Origin of the sequence: Mesorhizobium sp. M7A.F.Ca.MR.148.00.0.0, assembly GCF_003997735.1 — a bacterium.
Lineage (GTDB): Bacteria > Pseudomonadota > Alphaproteobacteria > Rhizobiales > Rhizobiaceae > Mesorhizobium.
This window is the reverse complement of the sequence record NZ_RZTB01000044.1, coordinates 21169-43344: the sequence shown is the minus strand read 5'-3', so window position 1 is coordinate 43344 and position 22176 is coordinate 21169. Positions and strand designations below refer to the sequence as shown.

Here is a 22176-nt window from a genome sequence, read left to right as displayed (position 1 = left end):
TCTCATCACTGACTTCAATGGTGGGGAGGGCGACAAGATCGACCTGACCGCCCTGTTCGACACGGCGCCTGCCAATGTCGGCGACTTCGTAAACTATGATGCAGGGACGGGCACGCTCAGTGTGGATGCGAATGGGACAACCGGCGGCGCCAACTTTGTCGACGTGGCAACGCTGACGAACCTGCCCGCTGCCAACACGATCACGCTGCTCTACGACGATGGCATAACCCAGCATACGACGACGGCAAACGTGGTTTAACGGCATAGCGCACAACCACGTGACTATGTTATACGTCGCTAATATCTAGGGGAGCTCAATATGAAACGTTCTGCAAGACTGCTTGTTTCCGCTGCGACGCTGTTGCTGGCAGTCGGGTCGACGGGGTATGCCGCCGACATCATCGACGGCCCGACTGGCGATTATTGCCGTGTCGTCGGCACCTCCAACCTGGTGCTGAACGACAACATCGTCGATCTGAAGCAGGAGGTTGTGAAGTTGATGGACGAGTCGGTTGCCGTCGCCAACAGCTCGGAGTGGATCAACTCGTCGCGGCCCGTCTTCGTCTGGGCGTCGGAGGCCAAGGTCGCTTGCGGCAAGGCCTATGGCTACCTGAAGACGAACTACAAGGACGAAGACTACCTCAACAAATGCGAGTGTTTTCACGATCGCATGGTCGAGTACATGCACTGACCGGATAGGCGAACCCACGCCTGTTGGCCATCATGACAGCCGACGGACCCTTCCTGAAGGCGGTCGCGGGCGCGATCGCGTTGCTTGGCTTTGTCCAAACGGTCACGCCGGCCAGTGCCAACTGGCTGGAACGACCGTCCGTGAAACAACAGTTTTCGTCCGGCCTGAATCAGCCAGTGCGCTGTGATCCGGCCGCCGAGTGGACCCGGCAGGCTTTCAAGGCATTCGCCAGTTGCCAGGCATCGATCCATGGCCTGGAGCCGATGCTGGCGCATGCAGTGATGGAGATCGAAAGCGGCTTCGATCCCGACGTGCAAGGCGGCGACGGCGAAGTCGGCCTGATGCAGGTGATGCCGGCGACCGCCAGGATGCTCGGCTTTCGAGGTTCCCTGGACGATCTGAGCGCGCCGGCGGCCAACATCGCGCTGGGGGTCAAATATCTTGCACAGGCCAACAGGCTGGCCGCGGGCGATCTGTGCACCACCGTCATGAAATATCGCGCCGGGCACAATGAAAGCCGGTTCTCGGCCCTTTCGGTCCGCTACTGCCAGCGTGCTCGGGCAATCCTGGCAAGGGAAGGCTTTGAAGTGACCGGGCCTTTGCCGGTGGCGACGTTCGGCTTTTCCGCATTTTCGCCGGGCGGAGAGGGCGGAGCCCCTGCCCAGGCAAAGGGCGTTTGCGTGCGCCGCGTGTTCGTGCCCGGGCCGCGATACATGAAATGCGCCGAGTATCGAAGTGCCGGGCAAGCAAGGCAGATCAGGACGCTCAGAGGCAGGCTTTTCGGCGGCTAAAAGAACTACAGACGGCACTGCAAGTCCGCCGTAACATGCGTTGAAGACCAGACCGGGAACAATATCCGGCGGCACATAGGGGTGGGAGCATTCATGGAAGCTGGCCGACAGGTCCACTGTCCGCGGACATGGGCAATCGCCTTGGCGCTCGCCGCGATCTTATCGGGCTGCCAGTCGAAGGGCGGCGTGTCCGAAGTGCTCGATCCGGCGGCGATTGCCGCGCCTGCCGGGCAGAATGGCGCCGCGGGTGCCGGCCCCGTCCAGGCGACCCAGTCGCTGGGTACCGGTTCGACCAAAGTCACGATGCTGCTGCCGCTGTCCGCCCCCGGAACGGCCGGGGAAAACGGCAGGAAGATGCTCGATGCGACCAAGCTGGCGATGACGGATATCGGCAACGGATTGCTGACGCTGACGATAGAGGACACCAAGGGCGACAGCGCGCAGGCCAGCAAACTGGCGGTAACGGCCATTACGACGGGATCGAAAGTCGTCATTGGCCCGACCGAACTGCCGGCAGCCCAGCATATCGCCACGCTTTCGGGATCGAAGCGGCCACCGGTTCTGGCGCTTGCCGACAATTTCGCCGGCGGCGCCGGGGTCTATGCCGTGCTCCTTGGCGAAGCCGACAGCGCCGCAGCCGGCGCCGCGGGATTGGCCGCGAAAGGCAGCAAGAAGTTCGTACTGCTTGTCGCGGACAATCCAAACGCCGGCGCCACGGAGAAGCGGGTCGCAAACAGCCTCAGCATCTACGGCGCGGCGCTCGCGGTCACTCTCCGATATTCTGCCGGCGCCGGTGGCGCGAAGGCGGTCGACGAAATGGGCTCACTCGTGGACGCCCCCGACGCCGTCATAGTCGCCAGTGGCAATGGCAGTCCGGCGCCCATCCTTGCCGCCCTCAAATCGAAGGGCATTCCGGGAAAGACCATCTCCGTCGTCGGGACGAACCGTTGGCTGGAGCACCCCATGGATCCGCTCTTCGAGGGGGCGTTTATCGCCACGCTCGATCCAAGTGAAACCGGGCCGATCGCCGACCGCTTCAGGACGACATACAACTATCCGGCTGACGTCAATGTGGCCTATGCCTATGATATGGTTGCCCTGACGGCAGGGATTGCCAGCGCGGTCGGGCCTGATGGCTTCAGCAAGAAAGTTCTCGAAAATCCAAACGGCTTTCGTGGCTCGACCGGCCTGTTCCGGTTTCGGGCCGACGGATCCAGCCAACGCTCGATGCCGTTCTATCGGATTGAAAAAGGTGCGCTCAAGCTGGTTGCCAAATCGACGTCGGGTTTCTGACCGGCGCAAATCCCCGAGATCCTGTTCAAGCTGATGGGCAGGCGGGGCCGCAGCCGCTTGGCGATCGCACTCGGAAGCATCCTGCTTCTGGCCGGGATACTGCTGATCATTCAAGGCGGGGCGTTGCTTTCGGTCGATCGGCCTGTCCGTGCCCCGTCGCCGGATGTTGACGACACGCAGCCTATCCGGCCGGTTGCCCCGGTTGCCGGCGCACAACGCCTGGAGCCGGCGCGCAAGGTTGCTCAAGACCTGATCGCTCCGCCACGGCTTGATCCCGCTGAGATCGAACGGGCCGAGCCCCGTCCGCCACTCAGCGAGCTCGGTCTCGCCGTGCCCCCGAAAACGCCAATGCCCGGGGATTGGCGGGAGGTCTTGCTCTACCGCCCGATTGCCACATCGTCGGCGATGTTCGAAGCCATGGGCCGCAAGGTGGTCATCAGCGGAGTGCGAGGCATCGATCTCGACAGCTCCTGCTCGTTTCATGACGTCATCTGGCCTTGCGGCGTGCGCGCCCGCGCCGTTTTCAATTCCTGGCTGAGGGGACGCGCGCTGCACTGTTTCGTACCGCCGGACGTCGAGCGTTTTGCCGTCGCCGCACCATGCAGGCTGGGCAAGCAGGATGTCGGCGCCTGGCTTGTCTCCAACGGCTGGGCCACGGCGCTGCCGAGCGGCATCTACGGCAAGGCGGAGGCGACAGCCCGAAAGGCTGAGATGGGCATATTCGGCCCGGCGCAATAGCCTGCCATTCATTCCCTGATGTTTTGTTTGTTAACCGCCACGGGCGCAGCCTTGATGGGGTCATCGCGCAATCGATTAAATTGCAAGCTTCCTTGAAACTGAAATTGCAACACACCGGCCTTATACCAGCCCAACCACAGGAGATCGGCCAGTGATAAAGACTATGGCGAGCACCACCGACCAGGCATGGAAAAGCGTCGCTTTGCTGACCTTTCTGGGAACCGCTGCAATCCTGGGCGTTTCCGTCGGCCTCAATTACCTGCTCCTGTTCTCCGAGGCGCTGACGCCATTTGGGCGCAGCATGATCACGGCAATCCTGTTGCCCGTTGTCCTTGGCGTTCCGCTTTTTCTGTTCGTTGGATTGAAACAGATCGAGCTTCGTCGCTATCGCCGGGAGCTCGACAAGTCGGCAACCTTCGACACCATGACCGGCTGCCTGAACGGAGCGGTCTTCACGTCGATGGTCGAAAAAAGAACCGCACGGCCGTCGGTGCCGGGGCCGAAATCGGGCGCCTTCCTGGTCATCCATTCGGAACATCTGCGGTCCATCAACCTGCGCTTTGGTCTTGAATGGGGCGATCAAGCCTTGCGGCTCATAGCCTCGACCATACAATCGTCGGTTCGTGCGCAGGATCTGGTTGGACGCATGGGGACGTCGATGTTCGGGGTTTTCCTCGCCGGCGCGACCGAAGCAGAAGCCAGGGAAATCGGCGAGCGTATCCGGGCGCGCATCGCGCAAGTCTATTTCGCGCCAAAAGGGACGGAGGATGCCCTGACCGTCAAGGTCGGCGGCGTGGTGTTCGAAAACCAGGTGGAGTTCGCGGACATGTTCCGGTCCGCCGAGCAGCGCATGGCCGGCGTCCAGGACGGAGCCGCGTTTGAACTGACGCATCTCCATAGCTGACCGTCGCTGGGAGCCAGAGCCATTCGGAACCCAGGGGAACTGTCGGACGCGGCCGCGGTTACGCTGACGACGGGGTAGCCCGTGAAGACGCCGCCCAGGTTTCGGCGATGGCGACGATCGCGGCGTTGATCGGTCCGCTCGGGATCGCCGGCATCACCGAGGCGTCTACGACAAAGGCATTGTCGAAGCCGTTCAGCCGCAAGTCAGGATCGACGACGGCCTCAGTGTCACGACCCATCCGGCAGGTGCCGGCCGGATGGTGATGGGTGGAAGCAGCCCTGGCGATGAAAGCATCGAGTTCGGCATCGGACTGAACCGGTGCGCCTGGCAGGATCTCCATATCGCGCCATTCGCCCAGAGCCGCATGATGGCCGACCATGCGCGCCCGCTTCAACGCCATCCTGAATGTCGCGCGATCGTGTTCGGTTTCGAGGTAATGCGGGTCGATGACCGGCGCATCGTTGCGGCTCGGGCCGCTCGGTGTGATGCGCCCGCGGCTTGTCGGATGGGTGACGCCGCACAGGATGGTGAAGGCCGAGCCATAAAGCGGGGTCTTCAGGCCCTCGGCCGCCGACGGCGCGACGACGCAGGCCAGCACGATATCGGGACTTCCCGTGGAGCGGGTCGGGTCATCGCTGTGCAGGTACATCAGCGATTCGGAGTGCTGCAGGCGGGAAGGCGGCACCGGCTTCTTCGTGCTGTAGACATTTCCGAGAGCAAGCAGATGATCCTGCAGGTTGCGGCCGACATCGCCGCGATCGGCAAGGCAACGTATGTCAGCCTGCTTCAGCGTATCCGGGCAACCAATACCCGACCGCATGAGGATGAGCGGCGAGGACACGGCGCCGGCGCAAAGAACGATCCGGTCGGCGGACAGCGTTCCGGTCTCACCCCCGCACACCACGCTCACGCCCGTGATCTTGTGGCCGTCCAGCACCAGGTGCTCGACCTCGTGGCCGGCAAGCAAGGTCAGGTTCGGCCGCGCCATGACCTGCGACGGCAGATAGGCGTCGGCGACGCTCAGGCGCTTGCCGTCACGTATGTTGAGTGAATTGGGACTGGTGCCGACCAGTTCGCCGCTGTTGTGGTCGCTCAGGGCGGGAGCACCCATGGCGCGCCCGGCGGCGATGTAGGCCCGCACGACCGGACTGACCTCGGCGTCCGGCAGATAGACGTCCAGCGGGCCACTCTGGCCGCGTGTCGGCCCGTCGAAGGCAGTGAAGGCTTCGCTGCGGATGAAGCCCGGCAACAACCCCCGATAGGACCAGCGCTCGCCGCCGGCTTGCGCCCAGGGTTCGAAATCATCGGCATGGCCGCGGACATAGGCCATTGCATGCAGGCAGCTCGAGCCGCCGACGATCCTGCCGCGCGGCCATTCATGGACGCGGTTGGCGGTGAACGGCTGGGGCACGGTCCGGTAGCTCCAGTCGTAGGCGCGGCCCTGAAGCATCGTCCATTTCAGCGGATCGGCGATGTCGGGATCGGCCGGCATCGCACCCGCCTCGATGAGGCCGACCTGGCACGACCGGTCTTCACTGAGCCGGCTGGCAACAACCGAGCCGGCGGATCCCGCACCGATCACCAGCACGTCGAAATGACGTTTCAATTTGAAATTCCCCGCACAGGCTCAATGTCGGAAGCTGATACGATCACGCGGCAAAGGCGCCGGCATTCGACCGTTCCATGATCTGTCTCTGCACGGACAAAAGGTGCGCGCGCATTGCGGCCTCTGCCGCTTCGGGATCGCGCTGCGAGATCGCTTCGGCGATCAGGCGATGCTCGCCGTCGCGGTGGGCAATCCGCTTGGGGCAGGTGGGTGCCGCGGTGCGCGCAACCTTCACCCGCGCATCGACACCGACCTGGCGCAGCATCTTGTAGAATTCCGCGGCGAGGTGGTTCCGGGCCGCGGCAACGATCGCGAGATGGAAAGCGAAGTCGACCTCCCCCGACGGGGCGTTCTCCGGCGTGGTTGCCGCGTCGAGGATCCGCGCCGTCTCGAAAGAGGAGGCGCGCAGCGACGCCAGTCGGGCAAGGCCCGGCTCCATGATCAGGCGCAATTCCAAGACCTCGATCGGATTGGTTACCCTGACCAGTTCCTCGCCATATCTCGGAAGGGCGGTCGGCGCCCGCCTGGCGCGCGCCGGTTTGAGGTCGCCCGAAAGGCGCAGCACTTCAAGCGCCTTGCGAAGCTGATGGCGCTTGACGCTCAGATGTTGCGCAAGATCGCGCTCGGACGGAAGCTTGCCGCCGCCCTGCTGCAACTGGCGGACCGCGGCGATGATGTCGTCGAGATCCGATGGTCCGACCTGCGGCTCGAATGCGCTCAAAACCAAATCTCCTGTCCGATCGGCAGACCGCCGACTCAACGTCCCGACATCATATTGTGACACGAAAACCTGTTCGACGGCACTCAACCAATTCAACCAATCTACAGCTGTACGCAATGGTTGACAACACCAGTTGCGCGATGGTTGACTGCCCATGTCGACGGTTGCCATCGCGGCGGGCCGTTTTCTCCCGAGGATCACGCATGCCGGCTGGCGAAACCTTTGACTATGTCATTGTCGGTGCGGGATCGGCCGGCTGCGTGCTGGCGAACCGGCTGAGCGAGGACCCTGCCGTATCGGTGCTTCTGCTGGAGGCGGGGGATTGGGACCGCGATCCGATGATCCACATCCCGCTCGGCTGGGGCAAGATACTGACCGAGCGCCGCCACGACTGGATGTATTTCTGCGAGCCCGAGGCCAATGTCGGCGGGCGCAAGGTCGAATGCGCGCGCGGCAAGGTCATCGGCGGCTCTTCCTCCACCAACGCCATGGCTTATGTGCGCGGCAATCGCGGCGACTACGATCGCTGGGCGGCAAGCGGCCTGACGGATTGGTCGTTCGACAAGGTGCTGCCCTACTTCAAGAAGCAGGAGCGCTGGGAAGCGGGGGAAAGCCGGTACCGTGGTGGCAGCGGGCCGCTGAACACCCAGTTCTGCCGGTACAAGGACGAACTGATCGATGCCTTCGCCACAGCCAGCCGTGATGCCGGATACCCGCAGACCGACGACTATAACGGTGCCATACAGGAAGGCTTCGGCCGGCTGCAGATGACAATTGCGAACGGCCGCCGCTGCTCGACCGCGACCGCCTATCTGCGGCCCGCCATGCGCCGCGGCAACGTCAAGGTGCTGACCGGCGCGATGGCGACGAAGATCCTGCTCAGGGATGGCCGCGCGGCGGGCATTGCCTACACCAGAGGCGGGGCGAGCCATGAAGTTCTGGCGCGGCGCGAAGTCCTGCTTGCCGGCGGCGTCATCAACACGCCGCAGCTGATGATGCTGTCAGGCATAGGCGACAGCGGTGAGCTCGCGGCGCATGGCATCGAGACGAAGGTCGATCGTGCGCAGGTCGGAAAGAATTTGCAGGACCACGTTTCAGTCATCCTGATGTATCGGCGCAAACAGCCGGGACCGTTTCTCAAGATGATGCGGGCCGATCGTATCGGGCTGGATTTCGTCAAGACCTATCTCACCGGAAAGGGCTTTTCGGGAGATGTGCCTGGCGGCGTCGTGGCATTCCTGAAGAGCGACGCAAGCCGGCCGCTGCCGGACGTGCAGCTGCTTTTCACCGCCGCACCGCTGGGGGCATGGCCTTACATGTCGCCGTTCAAAGCGCCGTTCGCCGACGGCTTTGCGACCCGTATCGTTGCGGTGCAGCCGGAGAGCCGCGGCAGCGTCAAGCTGGCGTCGAGCGATCCGGTCGCCGCGCCGCTGATCCACCAGAACTTCCTGTCCTCGCAGCGCGACTGGCAATCGCTTCGCGCCGGCTTTCGCGTTGCGCGCAACCTTGCCAGCCAGCCGTCCATGGCTCCGTTCGTTGGCGCGGAGTTCTTTCCCGGCCCGAAATGCGAGAGCGACCAAGAGATCGACGAGCATATCCGCAAGACCTCGATCACCGTGCATCATCCGGCCGGCACGTGCCGCATGGGCGTCGATGCGGCATCGGTGGTCGATCCGGAATTGCGGGTGCGCGGCATCGCCGGACTTCGTGTCGTGGACGCCTCGGTCATGCCCGACCTTGTCTGTGGTAACATCAATGCGGCGGTCATCATGATCGCCGAAAAGGCCGCGGATCTGATCCGCAGCCGCGCTCAACAGAGCGTGGCGGCCTGATAGAGGCGGCCGGAATACAACCAAAGTCTTTTGGTTGAGACTGAAAAACTGCGTTGGTTGGACTGTCATGCGCTTCCGCATGGCCGTGGCGAAGCGGTTTCACGCCCTGATTGCGAGCCGTATCTCGCGCATTTCTAGGCTATTCTGCCTATTTCTGGGCATTTGCCTCCCAAAAATGCACCTCAACCAAAAACTTATAAAATTCGCAATTTGGCTATTGTCGAGCAAAACCAATGCGAATACGGTTGAGTTGGTTAGAAGTATTTTCTTCGTGACGAGAGGTGTCCGATATGTCCCTGGCGCAACCAGCTAACGATGTGCTCACCAACAAGAAGGCAGCACTCAAGGGCCTCTATGACGCCCTCTACGCAAAGAACATGTTTCCGTTCTGGGCGACGTCGGAAGGCGTCGACCATGACGAGATCAAGCAGCTGATGGCGACGTCGAAGGCCGTTCCCTTCGTGTGGTCCTATTCGGACATCGAGCCGCTGCTGCAGCGCGCCGCCGAACTGGTGACCATGGACGACAGTGAGCGCCGTTCGCTGATCCTGGTCAATCCCGGTCTTGCGCCCAAGCGTGCATCGGTCAGCACCATGTACACCGCCTACCGCCTGAACGATCCCGACGAGATCATGCCGCCGCACAAGCACTCGCCGAGCGCCATCCGCTTCGGCCTGACCGGCAAGGGCAATTTCACCGGCGTCGAGGGCGAAGACGTGGTTTTTGGCCCGGGCGACATGGTGCTGACGCCCAACGACGCCTGGCACAATCATGGCACCGTCGGCGGCGAGCAGGCGGTCAACCTGTCGGTGCTCGACCTGCCGCTGGTCGAAACGCTGCATGCCGTCCATTTCGACCACAAATACACCGAGATGGTCGATGGCAAGGAAGTCGAGAAGAAGGTGCAGACCGCCCGCTATCCCGGTGACTACTCACAGCGCATCTATGGCGAGGGTGGCCTGATGCCGCGTTTCGTCGACCACAAGCGCGGCGGCGGCCTATCGTCGCCGATGTATGTCTATCGCTGGGAGAAGATGGAAGCGGTTCTCGACGCCCACAAGGATTGGGATGGCGACCCTCATGAAGGCATCGTCATCGACTATGTCGATCCGACCACCGGCGGACCCGTCTTCCACACCATCAATTTCTACGTGCAGATGCTGCGCCCCGGCGAGAAGACCTTGCCGCAGCGCGAGACCGCCAGCCTGCTCTTGGCGCCGTTCCGCGGCAACGGCCATTCGATCATCGACGGCAAACGTTATGACTGGAACCAGTTCGACACCATTGCCATACCCGGCGGTTCCTGGGTCGAGCATGTCAACGGCTCGTCGAGCGAGCCGGTGATCTTCTTCGGCGCCACTGATGCGCCGACGCAGAAGGCGCTGCTCCTCTACAAGCGCTGGGGCCGCAACCAGGCCGGCGATCTGCTCCGCCTCGTCTAGTTTCGGCCCTTCGGCAAGCACTGTCCCGCCGCGATCGGCGGCGGGGACATCGAAATGACGTTTCAGCAGCAAGGGCGTATGCATTTGGTTTCGGCGTTCAACACCAAGCAGATCGGCCATGTCGACTGTCCAGGCGGCGGCCAGGTCTGGGTCGATGGCAACATCCTTTATATCGGTCACATGCGGCCGCCGAGCGGCACGACGCTGGTCGACATTTCCGACCCGCGCAATCCTCGCAAGATAGCCACGATCGATGTTCCGCCCGGCTGGCATTCGCACAAGGTGCGCGCCAAGGATGGGCTGATGATCATCAACCACGAGCGCTTTGGTGATGCCGGCCCGGCCGATTTCGGCGGCGGACTGGCGCTTTACGACACAACCAAGCCGGCGCAGCCCAAGCTCATCTCGAAATGGATAACCGGCGGCAAGGGCGTCCACCGCTACGACTTCGACGGCCGTTACGTCTACATCTCGCCGACCGCCGACGGTTATGTCGGCAATATCGTGATGATCCTCGACCTGATCGATCCCACGAAGCCGGTCGAGGTCGGACGCTGGTGGATACCCGGCCAGTGGACGGGTGGCGGCGAAGAATACCCGTGGCATGACTATGTCACGCCGCGCTGCCACCATCCTCTGCGCATGGGCGACCGGCTCTATGTCAGCTACTGGCATCACGGCCTGTTCATCCTCGACATTTCGGACATCACCAAGCCGAAACTGGTCTCGCACGTCAATTCGAGCCCGAGCTTTCCGCATCCCACCCACACCTGCCTGCCGATCCCGCAGTTGCTGAAGGGCCGCAGCATCATGGTGGTGGCGGACGAGGATGTCGCCAAACTGCGACCTTCGCCACCGGCCTTCACCTGGATCTACGACATCACCGACGAGACCAACCCGTTGCCGATCTCGACCTTCCAGGTGCCGGGCCTCGACCCGGATGGGGCGCCGCAACCGCCGATGACGGGCTGCCACCAGCCTTCCGAGCGGTTCAATGGAACCGTCATTCCGTTTGCATGGTTCGCGCAGGGGCTGCGCCTCGTCGACATCGCCGATCCGTTCGCGCCAAAGGAAGTCGGCCATTTCATGCCCGACGCGCCGGAAGGGGCGGAGCGTTCCTCGTCCAACGACGTGACCATCGACGACCGCGGCATCGTCTACCTGATCGATCGCATCCGCGGCGTCGACATCATCGAAGCCAGCGTTCTCTAGGGGGGTATGTTGAGCGACAGCACGCGAAAATCCGCCAGCCACTACGCCATCGGCAACAAGAACCCGAACCTGCCGTTTCATCCGGCGGTGCGTGCCGGCGATTTCATCTTCGTCTCGGGCCAGGTGCCGAAGGACGAGAACAACAACATGATCAGCGGCACGATCGAGGAAGAGACGCTGGCGACGCTGAAGACCATTGCGCGCGTCATCGCGCATGAAGGCGCGACACTGTCGGATGTCGTGCGGATCACCACCTATCTCGAGGATACGCGCGATTTCGGTCGCTACAACAAGGCGTTCCTCGAAGGGATCGGCGACGCCGTTCTGGCACGCACGACCGTCGAGGCAAAGGCCGTCATCAACACCAAGATCGAAATGGACGCCATCGTCTACAAGCCGCTCCCGGCGAGCAAGTAGGCCTTGGACACTAGCGAGGAGACGACATGTACAAGCTGTTAGGCCGCCAGACATCAGGCAACGTCCAGAAGGTGCTCTTCATGCTCGAAGAGATGGGGGCCTCCTACAAGCGCGAGGATTATGGCCGCCAGTTCGAGAACACGCAGACGGCGGAATACAAGGCGCTCAACCCGACCTCCAAGGTGCCGACGCTGGTCGACGGCGACACCGTGATCTGGGAGTCCAACACCATCCTGCGCTATCTCGCGGCATTCGGCGGCGAACAGTTGAATGGCGCCACGCCGGCGGAAAAGACCGAGGTCGAGCGCTGGATGGACTTCCTGCTGGCTGCGGTCAATCCGGGCTACCTGGCGGCCTTCAAGGGCGCCAAGCTCACGCCCGAAGAACAGACCGCCGAATACAAGGAACAAGTGAAGGACCTTGTCGCGCAGCTCAAGATCGTCGACGGCCATCTGGCCGGCAAGGACTTCCTGGCGCTCGGCAAGCTGACCCTTGCCGACATTGCCTGCGCGCCGATCCTGAAGCGCTGCGTCGACTTCAAGATCGACCGGCCGTCAATGCCCAATCTGGAGCGCTGGGTGGCCGCAATCGCCGCCCGGCCGGCTTTCAAGGCGGCAACCACTGCTGCTCCGGCAAAGGCGGCATGATGATCAAGCGCGCCGCTCTCATCGGACTGGGAACGATGGGTCCAGGCATCGCCGCGCGGCTTTCGCGCGGCGGGCTCGATGTGACGGCGTATGATGTTTCGCCAGGGGCAATCGAGCGCGCCCGCGGCATGCTTGATCTCGCCGGCGGCGTGCTCGACCGTCTCGACATCAAGGCGCCCGGGACTGGCGCCGGCAGCGTGCGTTTCGTCGAGACGATCGCCGAGGCCGTCGATGGCGCCGAACTGGTGATCGAGAACGTGCCCGAGAATATCGACATCAAGGCGCAGACCTATCGCGACATCGATCCGCTGATCGGCCCGTCCGTCATCGTCGCCTCCGACACGTCGGGCATCCCGATCACCAAGCTGCAGGCGCATATCTCGCATCCCGAGCGGATGGTCGGCATGCACTGGTCGAACCCGCCGCACATCATCCCGATGATCGAGGTGATCGGCGGCGAAAAGACCGCGCCTGAAACCGTGACTGTTATCCGCGATCTCATCCGCTCGATCGGCCTGCTGCCGGTGGTGGTGAAGAAGGACGTTCCAGGCTTCGTCGAGAACCGCGTGCTCTATGCGCTGCTGCGCGAGGCGGTTGATCTTGTCGAGCGCGGCGTCATCGAGCCGGAAGACCTCGACACCTGCGTATCCTGGGGCATCGGCTACAAGATCGCCGTCATCGGCCCGATGGCGCTGCTCGATATGGCGGGGCTGGATATCTACAAATCCGTCTCGTCCTTCCTGAATGCCGATCTCTCCAACCGCGACGATGTCGCGCCGATGGTGCTGGAGAAAACGGCTGCGTCGAAGTTCGGCATCAAGTCGGGCGAGGGCATGTTTGCCTACACGGCCGAGCAGACAAAAGCGCTGCAAGGTGAACGGGCGCGCAAGCTCGTCGCGGTGCGGCGCATCCTGGAAGGCCGGGAGTAGCCAATGTCACATGGTGCGCAAAGGGCAGGCCGGTTTGAGGAGTTCCACCGGCCGGCTGTTTGTGTGAAGGGCGCCTTCGCCATCAAGGTGGTGCGGGTGCGGCAGAAAACAGCGCGCGGGGCGACAAGCCATGCGCATTGAAACCATTCGAGCCGCCGGCGACAGGCCGGCCCATATCCGCCATGACGATCTGATCTCCGCCAAGGGCGTTTCGGTGGTCATGGCCCGGCAGCTGATCCTCAGGAACATCGATCTTTCGGTGCCCAAGGGGTCGTTCGTTTCCCTTATCGGCCCTTCCGGCTGTGGCAAGAGCACCTTGCTCAAGGTGCTGGCCGGACTGGTGCAGCCGACCCAGGGCAGCGTTTCGATCGCCGGGCTTGCGCCGAGCGAGGCAGCGCGCAAGCGGATGATCGGCCTCGTCTTCCAGGACGCCAACCTGCTCCCCTGGAAAAACGCCGTCGACAATGCCTCGATGCTGCTCAGCATCGCCGACAAGTCGCTGTCGCGCTCGGATCTGCGGGCGCGCGGGCAGGAGATGCTGGAACTGGTGGGGCTGGGCGACAGCGCCCACAAGCGGCCAAACGAGCTGTCGGGCGGCATGCGGCAGCGGGTCGCCATTGCACGGGCCCTGGCGCTCGATCCGGCGGTTCTGCTGATGGACGAACCGTTCGGCGCGCTCGATGCCATCACCCGCGATTCGATGGGCCAGTCGCTGCTGGAGATCTGGCAGCGGACCGGCAAGACGATCGTGCTCGTCACCCATTCCATCGACGAGGCCATCCATCTGTCGCGCCATGTTCACGTGCTGGGGATCAAGCCCGGGCGGATCACCGAGAGCCTCGACATTGCGCTGCCTTATCCGCGCGACCTGTCGGTCACCGAAGATCCGGAGTTCGTCAGGCTGGTAGTCCAGTTGCGAACGATGCTGCGCTCCAGCCATCAACCGGGAGGCGCGTCTTGAGCGACCAGCCCATCACCGATCTTTCCGAGCCGCGCCTCGCTTCCAGCTGGAGTGCGGCGACCGGCAGCTGGCTTCCTGCGGTCATCCTGCTGCTGGTGACGATCGTGCTGTGGGAAGCGGCCGTGCGGGTCTTTGCCATATCCGCTTTCATTATTCCCGCTCCGTCCGAGATCGCGAAGTCGCTGGTCGCGCAATGGGGCACGCTGATGCAGGCGACGCTGGTGACGGCGGGCGAGATCCTGTTCGGCTTCCTGGTCTCGGTCGTGGTCGGCATTGCCATTGCGCTGCTCATCGTGCGCTTCGATTGGTTGGGACGCGCGCTGTATCCGCTGGTGGTGCTGTTCCAGAACGTGCCGAAAGTCGCGCTCGCGCCGATCTTCATCCTCTGGTTCGGCTATGGACTGGCGCCCAAGATCGGCCTGATCCTGGTCATCGCCTTCTTCCCGGTGACGCTCTCCATGCTGGCGGGCATGCAATCGGTCGACCGCTCGCTGCTGTCGCTGATGAATTCCGTCGGAGCCAGCCAGACGCAGATCCTGTTCAGGATCCGCGTTCCGCACTCGCTGCCGAACCTTATGGCCGGAACCAAGATCGCCGCCACGTTGAGCGTGATCGGCGCCATCGTCGGCGAATTTGCCGGCGCCTCGGACGGTCTCGGCTACGTCATCCAGTTCGCTTCGACCCAGCTCGACACGGCGCTGGTCTTCGCAGCGCTGCTGCTCGTTTCCGTGCTTGGCATCGCCTTCTACTACGCCGCCGAAATCCTCGAACGCATCGTGGTGCCGTGGGCGCCGAAATTCAGCCAGTCCTAGGCCCGCTCGATCAACCAAATTCATACAAGGGAACAAAACATGCTGAGACGCTCACTTATCAAGGCCGCTAGCTTCGCGGCGTTTGTCACGGCACTCGGCTTCTCCAGCGCGGCTCTGGCGGCCGACAAGGTCAACGTCCAGCTCGACTGGGTGGTGCGCGGCAATCACGCCATGTTTTTCGTCGGCAAGGAAAAGGGCTTCTTCGCCAAGAACGACATCGATGTGGCCGAGATCCGCAAGGGATCCGGCTCGCCGGACGCGATGCGGCTGGTGGGCAATGAGAACGCGGATTTCGGGTTCGGCGATCTTCCCACGCTTGCCGTCGCACGGTCGCAGAATGTCCCGGTCGTGGCGCTGGCGGCCGTCAATCAGCACTCGCCGCTGGGGATCATTTCGCTGGCCAAGACGCTGAAGCTCACCAAGCCGTCCGACCTCAAGGGACTGACCATCGGCATTCATCCGGCCGGTTCCACCTACATCTTCTTCAAGGGCTTCCTGGCCGCCAACGGCCTGACCGAAAAGGACATGACGCTGAACAGCGTCTCGCCTCCCTATGAAAGCTATTTGCTGCTGGGCCGGGTTCAGACCGTCGTCGGCTATATCGATGCGGAGGTTCCCGAACTGGAAGCGAAGGCCGGAGGCCCCGGCTCGCTCAGCATCATGATGGGGGCGGACCATGGGTGGAAAGCCTATGGCTCCGGCCTGTTCACCTCGCAGGCGATGATCAAGGACAAGCCGGACGTCGTACGCCGCTTCGTCAAGGCATACAGGGAGGCCTTCGACTATGTCGTGGCTCATCCGGAAGAGGCTGCCGAGATCACCGCCAAGGCCGCGCCCGGCTATGCGGAGAAAAAGGATGTGCTGCTGGCGCAGATCAACGCCGACATCGCCTCGACGTTCAGCAGCCCCGACACCAAGGAACACGGTCTCGGCTGGATGACCAAGACGCAGTGGGAGGAGACCCTGAAGACGCTGACGGACCAGGGCGTGCTCAAGGCGGCTCTGTCGGCGGACGACGTCTTCACCGACGCATTCCTGGCAAGAGAATAAGGGGCGCGCGGTGTTCGAACGGAAAGCCCGATGAGCGCCTATCGGCAGACCAGGCTGTCCCGCGCCATGGCGCAGGACACATCACGCTCGCCTTTCGCCGCATCGGTGCGGTCGAGCGTGACCTGCACGCGGGTGGCATATGCTCGGCTCGCCAGACCGCACCACAGCCGCTCGACGGGCAGGTTCTCGCGTTTGTCGTTGAGGATCGTGAACGTGCCGGTCTTCGCATCGAACCAGAGCTCGACGCGGGTCTTCTTGCCCGGCTCGACCGTTGCGATCCCGGCTGAATACCAGTGGGCGAAGTCGGCGTTGCAGGAGAGGCTTTCGCTGCCCGCATTCGAAATCGTCAACGGAACCATGTCGAGCCCGTCAGTGCCGGTGCGGACGGTGACATGGTGCAACTCAACCGCGTTGGCGAAGGACGACAACGCCAGCATCACCGGAAGGGCATAACGGATCTTCACTTTGCCTGAGCTCCATAATATAATTTTTCCTAGGCAGTCTATCTCGCTTTTGCGCAATAACAATAAGAATATTGATTGGTAAAACAACAGAGAGGGTAACATGTTAAAGCTTCTTAAGAGCAGTGTAAGTGCAGCTATATTGACCGGTGTCTTGATGAGCGGCGCGCTTGCCGGCGAGGTCAAGTCGATCGCCATCCTGACGCCCGAAGAAGGCACGGACTATGGCTGGAACCAGCAAGGTATCGACGCCGCCAAGGCGGCGGGCAAGGCCGCCGGCGTCGAAGTGGTCGTGGCCCAGGGCCTCGGCTATGGCGATGTTCGTCCGACCTTGCGGGAACTTGCCTCCGACGGCGCCAGCCTGTTGATCGCGCATGCCAGCGGCTACAACACCTCGGCGCCCGAAATCGCCAAGGAACTGAAAGTTCCGGTGGCGATCGTCGACACGCCAGCCGGCCTGGAGAAGGGCCTTGTCGCCGACTACACGCTGAGCGGCCACGAGGGTGCCTATCTGGCCGGCCGTCTCGCCGCCAAGGTGTCGCGTTCCAAGTCGGTCGGCATTGTCGTCTCGGGCGAACCGCCATCGTGGAATTCGCAGTCGGCGGCGTTCGCACAAGGCGTGAGGGCGGAAAATCCTGAGGTCAAGATCACCTATGCGGTGATCGGCCCTGCCGCCTACAGCGATGCGGCCGGCGGCAAGCGCGTCACCGAAAGCGTGATCGCATCGGGTGCCGACATCATTTTCGGCCAAGGCAACGGTTCGAGCTTCGGCATGCTGCAGGCGGTCGAGACGACCAAGGCAGCCGATGGCGGCAAGGTCTATTTCATCGACGTCATCGGCGACAAGTCACCGATCGACAAGGGCTTCCTGCTGTCGTCGGTGGTGTGGAACATCGAGCCGGTCTATGCGGCGATGATTGCCGACCTGAAGGCCGACACGTTCGGCACCAAACACTATACGATCGGCCTCAAGGACGACTCGGTCAAGCTGCTGAAGACCGCTGCGATCCCGGACAATGCCTGGACGGAAATCCAGGCGCTGCGCGAGGACGTCATTTCCGGCAAGATCAAGGTTGAGCCGGTCTATGACGCGGCCGCCGTCAGGGCATTGATGACCAGCGTCGCCCAGTAAGGCGATCACGGTCGGCTGCCGGAGGGGTGATCCGTTCACCCCTCCGCACGATTCCCGTTTTTTGGTGCTGGGCTTTCATGAGCGGTTTTTCTTCATCGTCCGTTGCAGGGCGCGACATCGTCGCGCTTGAAGGCGTGACCAAACGGTTCCCCGGCATCGTTGCCAATGACAGCGTCGACCTGTCGATCCGCCCGGGCGAAGTGCATGTGTTGCTGGGAGAGAACGGCGCTGGAAAATCGACACTGATCGGCATGTTGTCCGGCCTGCAGCAGCCGGACGAAGGACGCATACTGGTCGACGGCAAACCGACGCCGATCACCTCGCCGCGCCATGCGCTGGCACTCGGCATCGGCACCGTATTCCAGCACATGATGCTGGTGCCGACGCTGACGGTGGCGGAAAATCTCCTGCTTGGCGGGCCGTGGTGGCAGCGCCCCAGGACCGAGGAACTGGCGGCGCGCGTCGCCGAGATCACCGGCACGCTCGGCATCACCGTCAAGCTTCAAGCCAAGGTATCGGAGTTGTCGCTCGGCGAGCAGCAGCAGGTCGAGATTCTGCGCGCGATGCTGCGCAACAGCCGGCTGCTCATCCTTGACGAGTCCACCTCCATGCTGACGCCGAAAGGCATCGACGAACTCGGCGCACTGATGCGCCGCCTTGTCGAGCAGGGCCTGGCGATCGTCTTCATCACCCATAAGCTCAAGGAGGCGGCTGCCTTCGGCGATCGCATCTCGGTGCTGAAGCTCGGCCGCAAGGTCGGCGAGATCCCGCCCGAGCGGTTTCGCGCGCTGGGCGAACAGGAGATCGTCTCGGAGATCGTGGAATTGATGTTCGGCAAGCAGAAGGATGATCCGGAAGCCGTCGAGCGTCCTGTCCGCACTGCCCGCGCCGGAACGGCCCCGCTGCTTCAGGTCGCGGATCTGGCGGTCGCGCCGACGGACAATGCGCCGGGCCTGTCGTCGATCTCCTTCGACATCCGCCCGGGCGAGATCCTGGGCATAGCCGGCATCGACGGCAACGGCCAGAAGCAGCTGGCGGAAGCGCTGGCCGGCCAGCGTACATCTGCCGGCGGCTCGATACGGCTGGAAGGCGCCGCCATCGAGACGCTGAGCGTCGGCGAGCGCCGCCGGCGCGGCCTTCGCTACCTGACCGACGACCGGCTGGGCGAGGGCACTGTCGGAACCTTCCCGGTCTCGATCAACTTCTTTCTCAAGCAGGTCGGCGCGGCTCCGTTCTGGCGCAACGGCGTCGAGCAGCGCGCGGAGATCGACAAGCGCGCCGCGCAGCTCGTGCGCGAATACGACGTGCGTACGCCGAGCCTGAAGACGCCCGTCGCGCGGCTGTCCGGCGGCAACATCCAGAAGGTGCTTCTGGCACGGGAACTGGCTGAAGGCGCCAAGGTGGTGATCTTCAACAAGCCGACCTACGGGCTCGATCTCGCCAACACTTTGGCGTCGCGCCAGCGCATTCGCGACACGGCGGCGCGTGGCCTTGCGGTGCTGCTGATCTCCACCGACCTCGAGGAATTGCTTGGTCTGTGCGACCGCATCGCCGTCATCGCCGACGGAGCTTTGGTCGGCACCGTCGAGAATGCCGACGACGCCCGCACCAAGGTCGGTCGCCTGATGATCGGACTTGCCGCATGAGCATCGACACCGCACCCACGGTCAGTGCTACCGCACTCGATGCCACGAGCGGGGCAACGACGCGTCGCGACATCGCGCATCGGTTGCTGATGACGCTCGGCCCGATTCTCATCGCTCTCGTCATAGCCGGCTGTATCCTGCTTGCGGTCGGCGTCGACCCGCTCGCCTACTACGGCTTCGTGCTGGAGAAAGGACTGTTCTCGCCGCTCGGCATCCAGCAGACGCTGACGCGCATGGCGCCGCTGCTGTTTCTTGCCGCCGGCCTGATCGTGGCCTTTCGCGCCGGCATGTGGAATCTCGGCGGCGACGGCCAGTTCCTGCTTGGCGCGGTGACGGCGGCTGCCAGCGCTCCTATGTTCGTGCAGGTCATGCCAGCCTGGCTGGCGCTGTTCTGCTCGTTTCTCATCGCCATGGTGGTGGCGATGATCTGGTCGCTGGTGCCGGCCCTGCTGCGTGCCTATCAGGGCGTCAACGAGATCATCACCACGCTGATGATGACGTTCCTCGGCACCTCGCTCGCCAATGTGCTGGTCAAGCTGGCGTTTCGCGACCCGAGCACGACCGTGCCGCAGACGCGCACGCTGCCGGTGGAGGACCGGCTGCCGCGCCTGTTCGAAACGACCATCACCAGTGGCCTGCTGCTTGGGCTGGCGGCGATCGTCATCGTGCATCTGGTGATGACGCGCACGGCGTTCGGGCTGAAGCTGAGGATCGTCGGCGCCAATCCACGCGCGGCGGTTCACTCGGGGCTCAGCGTCCCCGGCCTGACCGTCGCCGTCTTCGCCATTTCGGCCGGGCTGGCCGGGCTGGCCGGCGCCGTCGACATCATCGGCGTCCAGGGCAATGTCCGCGCCGACTGGAATCCCGCCTACGGGCTTGCCGTGATACCCGCCGTCTTTCTCGCCCGCATGAACGGCTTTGCAGCCATCGGCTTCGTGTTCCTGCTTTCGGTGCTTTCGATCGGCGGCGAGAGCGCGGCGCGCCGGCTCGGCGTGCCCAATCATTTCACTCTGGTGCTGGTTTCCATCGTGCTGATCGTGCTCGCGCTCGCCGAATATTTCGATCACCGATACAACCAGTCGCGGAGGGCCTAGGGCATGACCGGGCTGTTCAGCGAAGTCTTTCTCAGCGCGCTCCTGTTCGGCGCCGTCACCGCGGCGATCCCGCTGCTGCTTGCCGGGCTCGGCGAGCAGATCTCCGAGAAGGCGGGCGTGCTCAATATCGGCATCGAAGGCATGATGCTGGCCGGCGCCTATCTCGGCTTTGTCGGCGCTTTCTATTCCGGGTCGCTGTGGCTGGGCTTTCTCACCGGTGCCGCCGGGGGTGCTGCGGTGGCGCTTGTCATGGCGCTGCTTTGCGTGCGCATCGGGCTGAACCAGATCGTCATCGGCATCGCGCTGACCTTGGGGCTCGAGGGCCTGACGGCACTGCTCCACCATTTCCAGTTCTCACGCAGCTACCCGCGCCTGCCCGCGGCGGATGCTACCGTCATTCCGCTGCTTTCGGACATCCCGGTCATCGGGCCTGCATTCTTCAAGCATCATCTGATCGTCTATCTGGCGGTCGCGCTGGTTTTCGGCATGAGCTACCTCTATCGGCGCACGCAACTCGGCCTCAATTTGCAGGCGGCAGGCGACAAGCCGGCCGCGCTCGATGTCGCCGGCATCGATGTCGTGCGGACCCGCACCGTCGCCGTGTTGACGACCGGAGCGCTGGCTGGGCTCGGCGGCGCCTATCTCGCCAATGTCGGGGCTGGGCTGTTCATTCCGTTCATCACCAATGGCGCGGGCTTTCTCGGCATCGTGCTGGCCATGCTGGCGCGCGGTCGCCCGATCTGGGTGCTGTTCGGTGCGTTGCTTTTCGGTGTCTGCCTGTCGCTGACGACGGCCATGCAGGTGGCCGGGATCAACATACCGACCGACATCATCCAGATGCTGCCGTTCCTGGCGGTGATGATCATGCTGGTGCTGTTCGGCCGGCGCGCGAGCCTGCCGGCGGCGCTCGGCATTCCATACGAGCGCGGCGCGCGCTGAGGACAATTTATGCGCGGATGGGACCCGCGCCAATAAAGGAGGCAAGAATGTCGGATACCAAGGTCTACCTGCTCGACGGCGGCTCGCTCGTTCTCGACGGCTATCATGTGTTCTGGAATCGCGGCCCTGGCGGCGAAGTGCGCTTCCCGGTCTATTCGATCCTGATCGAACATGCCGAGGGCCGGTTCCTCATCGACACCGGCTACGACTACGATCATGTGATGAAGGTGCTGCCATTCGAAAAGCCGATCCAGGAAAAGCACCAGACCATCCCCGGCGCCCTGGCGCTGCTCGGCCTTGAGCCGAAGGACATCGACGTCGTGGTCAACTCGCATTTCCACTTCGATCATTGCGGCGGCAACAAGTATTTTGCGCATGCCAAGAAGATCTGCCACCGGACCGAGGTGCCGCAGGCGTGCAATCCCGAGCCTTTCGAACATCTCGGCTATTCCGATCTGAGTTTTTCGGCGGAGGCTGCCGAAGCGCGTGGCGCGACCGGGCAATTGCTTGCGGGAACGACACGGGCGAACTCGAGCTTCGAAGGCGTCGATGGCGACGTCGACCTTGCCAGGGGCGTCCGGCTGATCTCGACGCCCGGCCATTCGATCGGCCATTACAGCCTGCTGGTCGAGTTCCCCAAGCGCAAGCCGATCATGTTCACGATCGATGCGGCCTATACGCAGAAGAGCCTTGAAACGCTGTGCCAGGCGGCCTTCCACATCGACCCGGTAGCGGGCGTCAATTCGATGCGCAAGGTGAAGAAACTCGCCGAGGACCATGGCGCCGAGCTGATGTACTCGCACGACATGGACAACTTCAAGACCTACAGGACCGGCACGCAATTCTACGGCTGACCGC

The 22176-nt window shown here is 63.2% G+C and carries 23 protein-coding genes; 20 read left to right on the top strand and 3 right to left on the bottom strand.

Annotated features, from left to right (window positions below):
- The 6 genes from EOB49_RS36945 to EOB49_RS17860 all read left to right on the top strand — a co-directional run.
- The coding region (locus tag EOB49_RS36945) for a type I secretion C-terminal target domain-containing protein (RefSeq protein ID WP_206526117.1) at positions 1–259 on the top strand (259 nt) is incomplete at its 5' end.
- 60 nt (positions 260–319) lie between these two features.
- Entirely contained in the window at positions 320–691 is a 372-nt protein-coding gene (locus EOB49_RS17880; RefSeq protein WP_127270682.1) for a hypothetical protein, read from the top strand.
- Between the two features lie 32 nt (positions 692–723).
- Positions 724–1482 carry a transglycosylase SLT domain-containing protein gene (locus EOB49_RS17875; RefSeq protein WP_127381758.1) on the top strand — a complete coding sequence of 253 codons (759 nt, stop codon included), beginning with the start codon at positions 724–726 and terminating at the stop codon, positions 1480–1482.
- A 93-nt stretch (positions 1483–1575) separates the two neighbouring features.
- Positions 1576–2775, top strand: a complete 1200-nt coding sequence (locus tag EOB49_RS17870) for an ABC transporter substrate-binding protein (RefSeq protein WP_127381753.1) — start codon at positions 1576–1578, stop codon at positions 2773–2775.
- A 57-nt stretch (positions 2776–2832) separates the two neighbouring features.
- A complete protein-coding gene (locus EOB49_RS17865) occupies positions 2833–3513 on the top strand; it encodes a thermonuclease family protein (RefSeq protein ID WP_245472739.1) in 681 nt (226 codons plus the stop codon).
- Between the two features lie 151 nt (positions 3514–3664).
- On the top strand, positions 3665–4417 hold the full coding sequence (locus tag EOB49_RS17860) for a GGDEF domain-containing protein (RefSeq protein WP_127381751.1): 753 nt from the start codon (positions 3665–3667) through the stop codon (positions 4415–4417).
- A 58-nt stretch (positions 4418–4475) separates the two neighbouring features.
- Here EOB49_RS17860 and EOB49_RS17855 read toward each other — a convergent pair whose 3' ends face one another.
- Complete coding sequence (locus EOB49_RS17855) at positions 4476–6023, bottom strand: GMC family oxidoreductase N-terminal domain-containing protein (protein WP_164781716.1); 1548 nt, start codon at positions 6021–6023, stop codon at positions 4476–4478.
- 43 nt (positions 6024–6066) lie between these two features.
- Positions 6067–6744, bottom strand: coding sequence for an FCD domain-containing protein (locus EOB49_RS17850; RefSeq protein ID WP_127326712.1), 678 nt, complete (start codon positions 6742–6744; stop codon positions 6067–6069).
- 203 nt (positions 6745–6947) lie between these two features.
- Between EOB49_RS17850 and EOB49_RS17845 the strand changes: the two genes are divergently transcribed.
- From EOB49_RS17845 to EOB49_RS17805, 9 genes are all read left to right on the top strand, one after another.
- Entirely contained in the window at positions 6948–8576 is a 1629-nt protein-coding gene (locus tag EOB49_RS17845) for a choline dehydrogenase (protein ID WP_127381750.1), read from the top strand.
- A 290-nt stretch (positions 8577–8866) separates the two neighbouring features.
- Entirely contained in the window at positions 8867–10018 is a 1152-nt protein-coding gene (locus EOB49_RS17840) for a cupin domain-containing protein (RefSeq protein WP_027039500.1), read from the top strand.
- Between the two features lie 54 nt (positions 10019–10072).
- Positions 10073–11230: a hypothetical protein gene (locus EOB49_RS17835; RefSeq protein WP_127381749.1), complete on the top strand. Its 1158-nt coding sequence runs from the start codon at positions 10073–10075 to the stop codon at positions 11228–11230.
- 9 nt (positions 11231–11239) lie between these two features.
- Complete coding sequence (locus EOB49_RS17830) at positions 11240–11647, top strand: RidA family protein (RefSeq protein ID WP_024505125.1); 408 nt, start codon at positions 11240–11242, stop codon at positions 11645–11647.
- 26 nt (positions 11648–11673) lie between these two features.
- Entirely contained in the window at positions 11674–12294 is a 621-nt protein-coding gene (locus EOB49_RS17825) for a glutathione S-transferase family protein (RefSeq protein WP_127381748.1), read from the top strand.
- Positions 12294–13223 (top strand): 5-formyl-3-hydroxy-2-methylpyridine 4-carboxylate 5-dehydrogenase, encoded by a 930-nt coding sequence (gene fhmpcd1, locus EOB49_RS17820; RefSeq protein ID WP_127381756.1) that lies wholly within the window; start codon positions 12294–12296, stop codon positions 13221–13223. Before EOB49_RS17825 ends, fhmpcd1 begins: the two co-directional genes overlap by 1 nt.
- A gap of 130 nt (positions 13224–13353) precedes the next feature.
- Positions 13354–14184 carry an ABC transporter ATP-binding protein gene (locus EOB49_RS17815; RefSeq protein WP_127381747.1) on the top strand — a complete coding sequence of 277 codons (831 nt, stop codon included), beginning with the start codon at positions 13354–13356 and terminating at the stop codon, positions 14182–14184.
- Positions 14181–14996 carry an ABC transporter permease gene (locus tag EOB49_RS17810; RefSeq protein WP_127381746.1) on the top strand — a complete coding sequence of 272 codons (816 nt, stop codon included), beginning with the start codon at positions 14181–14183 and terminating at the stop codon, positions 14994–14996. Before EOB49_RS17815 ends, EOB49_RS17810 begins: the two co-directional genes overlap by 4 nt.
- A 39-nt stretch (positions 14997–15035) precedes the next feature.
- Positions 15036–16046, top strand: coding sequence for an ABC transporter substrate-binding protein (locus EOB49_RS17805; protein WP_127381745.1), 1011 nt, complete (start codon positions 15036–15038; stop codon positions 16044–16046).
- 38 nt (positions 16047–16084) lie between these two features.
- Here the strand turns inward: EOB49_RS17805 and EOB49_RS17800 are convergent, their stop codons facing one another.
- Positions 16085–16510 (bottom strand): hypothetical protein, encoded by a 426-nt coding sequence (locus EOB49_RS17800; protein ID WP_127381744.1) that lies wholly within the window; start codon positions 16508–16510, stop codon positions 16085–16087.
- Between the two features lie 100 nt (positions 16511–16610).
- On the opposite strand from EOB49_RS17800, the gene EOB49_RS17795 reads away from it, so the two are divergent.
- The 5 genes from EOB49_RS17795 to EOB49_RS17775 all read left to right on the top strand — a co-directional run bounded on the left by EOB49_RS17795 (position 16611) and on the right by EOB49_RS17775 (position 22172).
- Positions 16611–17639 carry a BMP family protein gene (locus EOB49_RS17795; RefSeq protein ID WP_127381743.1) on the top strand — a complete coding sequence of 343 codons (1029 nt, stop codon included), beginning with the start codon at positions 16611–16613 and terminating at the stop codon, positions 17637–17639.
- Positions 17640–17716: 77 nt separating this feature from the next.
- Positions 17717–19285 carry an ABC transporter ATP-binding protein gene (locus tag EOB49_RS17790; RefSeq protein ID WP_127381742.1) on the top strand — a complete coding sequence of 523 codons (1569 nt, stop codon included), beginning with the start codon at positions 17717–17719 and terminating at the stop codon, positions 19283–19285.
- The gene (locus EOB49_RS17785; RefSeq protein ID WP_127381741.1) at positions 19282–20379 is read left to right on the top strand and encodes an ABC transporter permease; all 1098 of its coding nucleotides are present in this window, start codon (positions 19282–19284) and stop codon (positions 20377–20379) included. The genes EOB49_RS17790 and EOB49_RS17785 overlap by 4 nt, the downstream gene beginning before the upstream one ends.
- A gap of 3 nt (positions 20380–20382) precedes the next feature.
- Positions 20383–21318 (top strand): ABC transporter permease, encoded by a 936-nt coding sequence (locus tag EOB49_RS17780; RefSeq protein WP_127381740.1) that lies wholly within the window; start codon positions 20383–20385, stop codon positions 21316–21318.
- A 47-nt stretch (positions 21319–21365) separates the two neighbouring features.
- Positions 21366–22172 carry a 4-pyridoxolactonase gene (locus EOB49_RS17775; RefSeq protein WP_127381739.1) on the top strand — a complete coding sequence of 269 codons (807 nt, stop codon included), beginning with the start codon at positions 21366–21368 and terminating at the stop codon, positions 22170–22172.
- Positions 22173–22176: the final 4 nt, after the last annotated feature.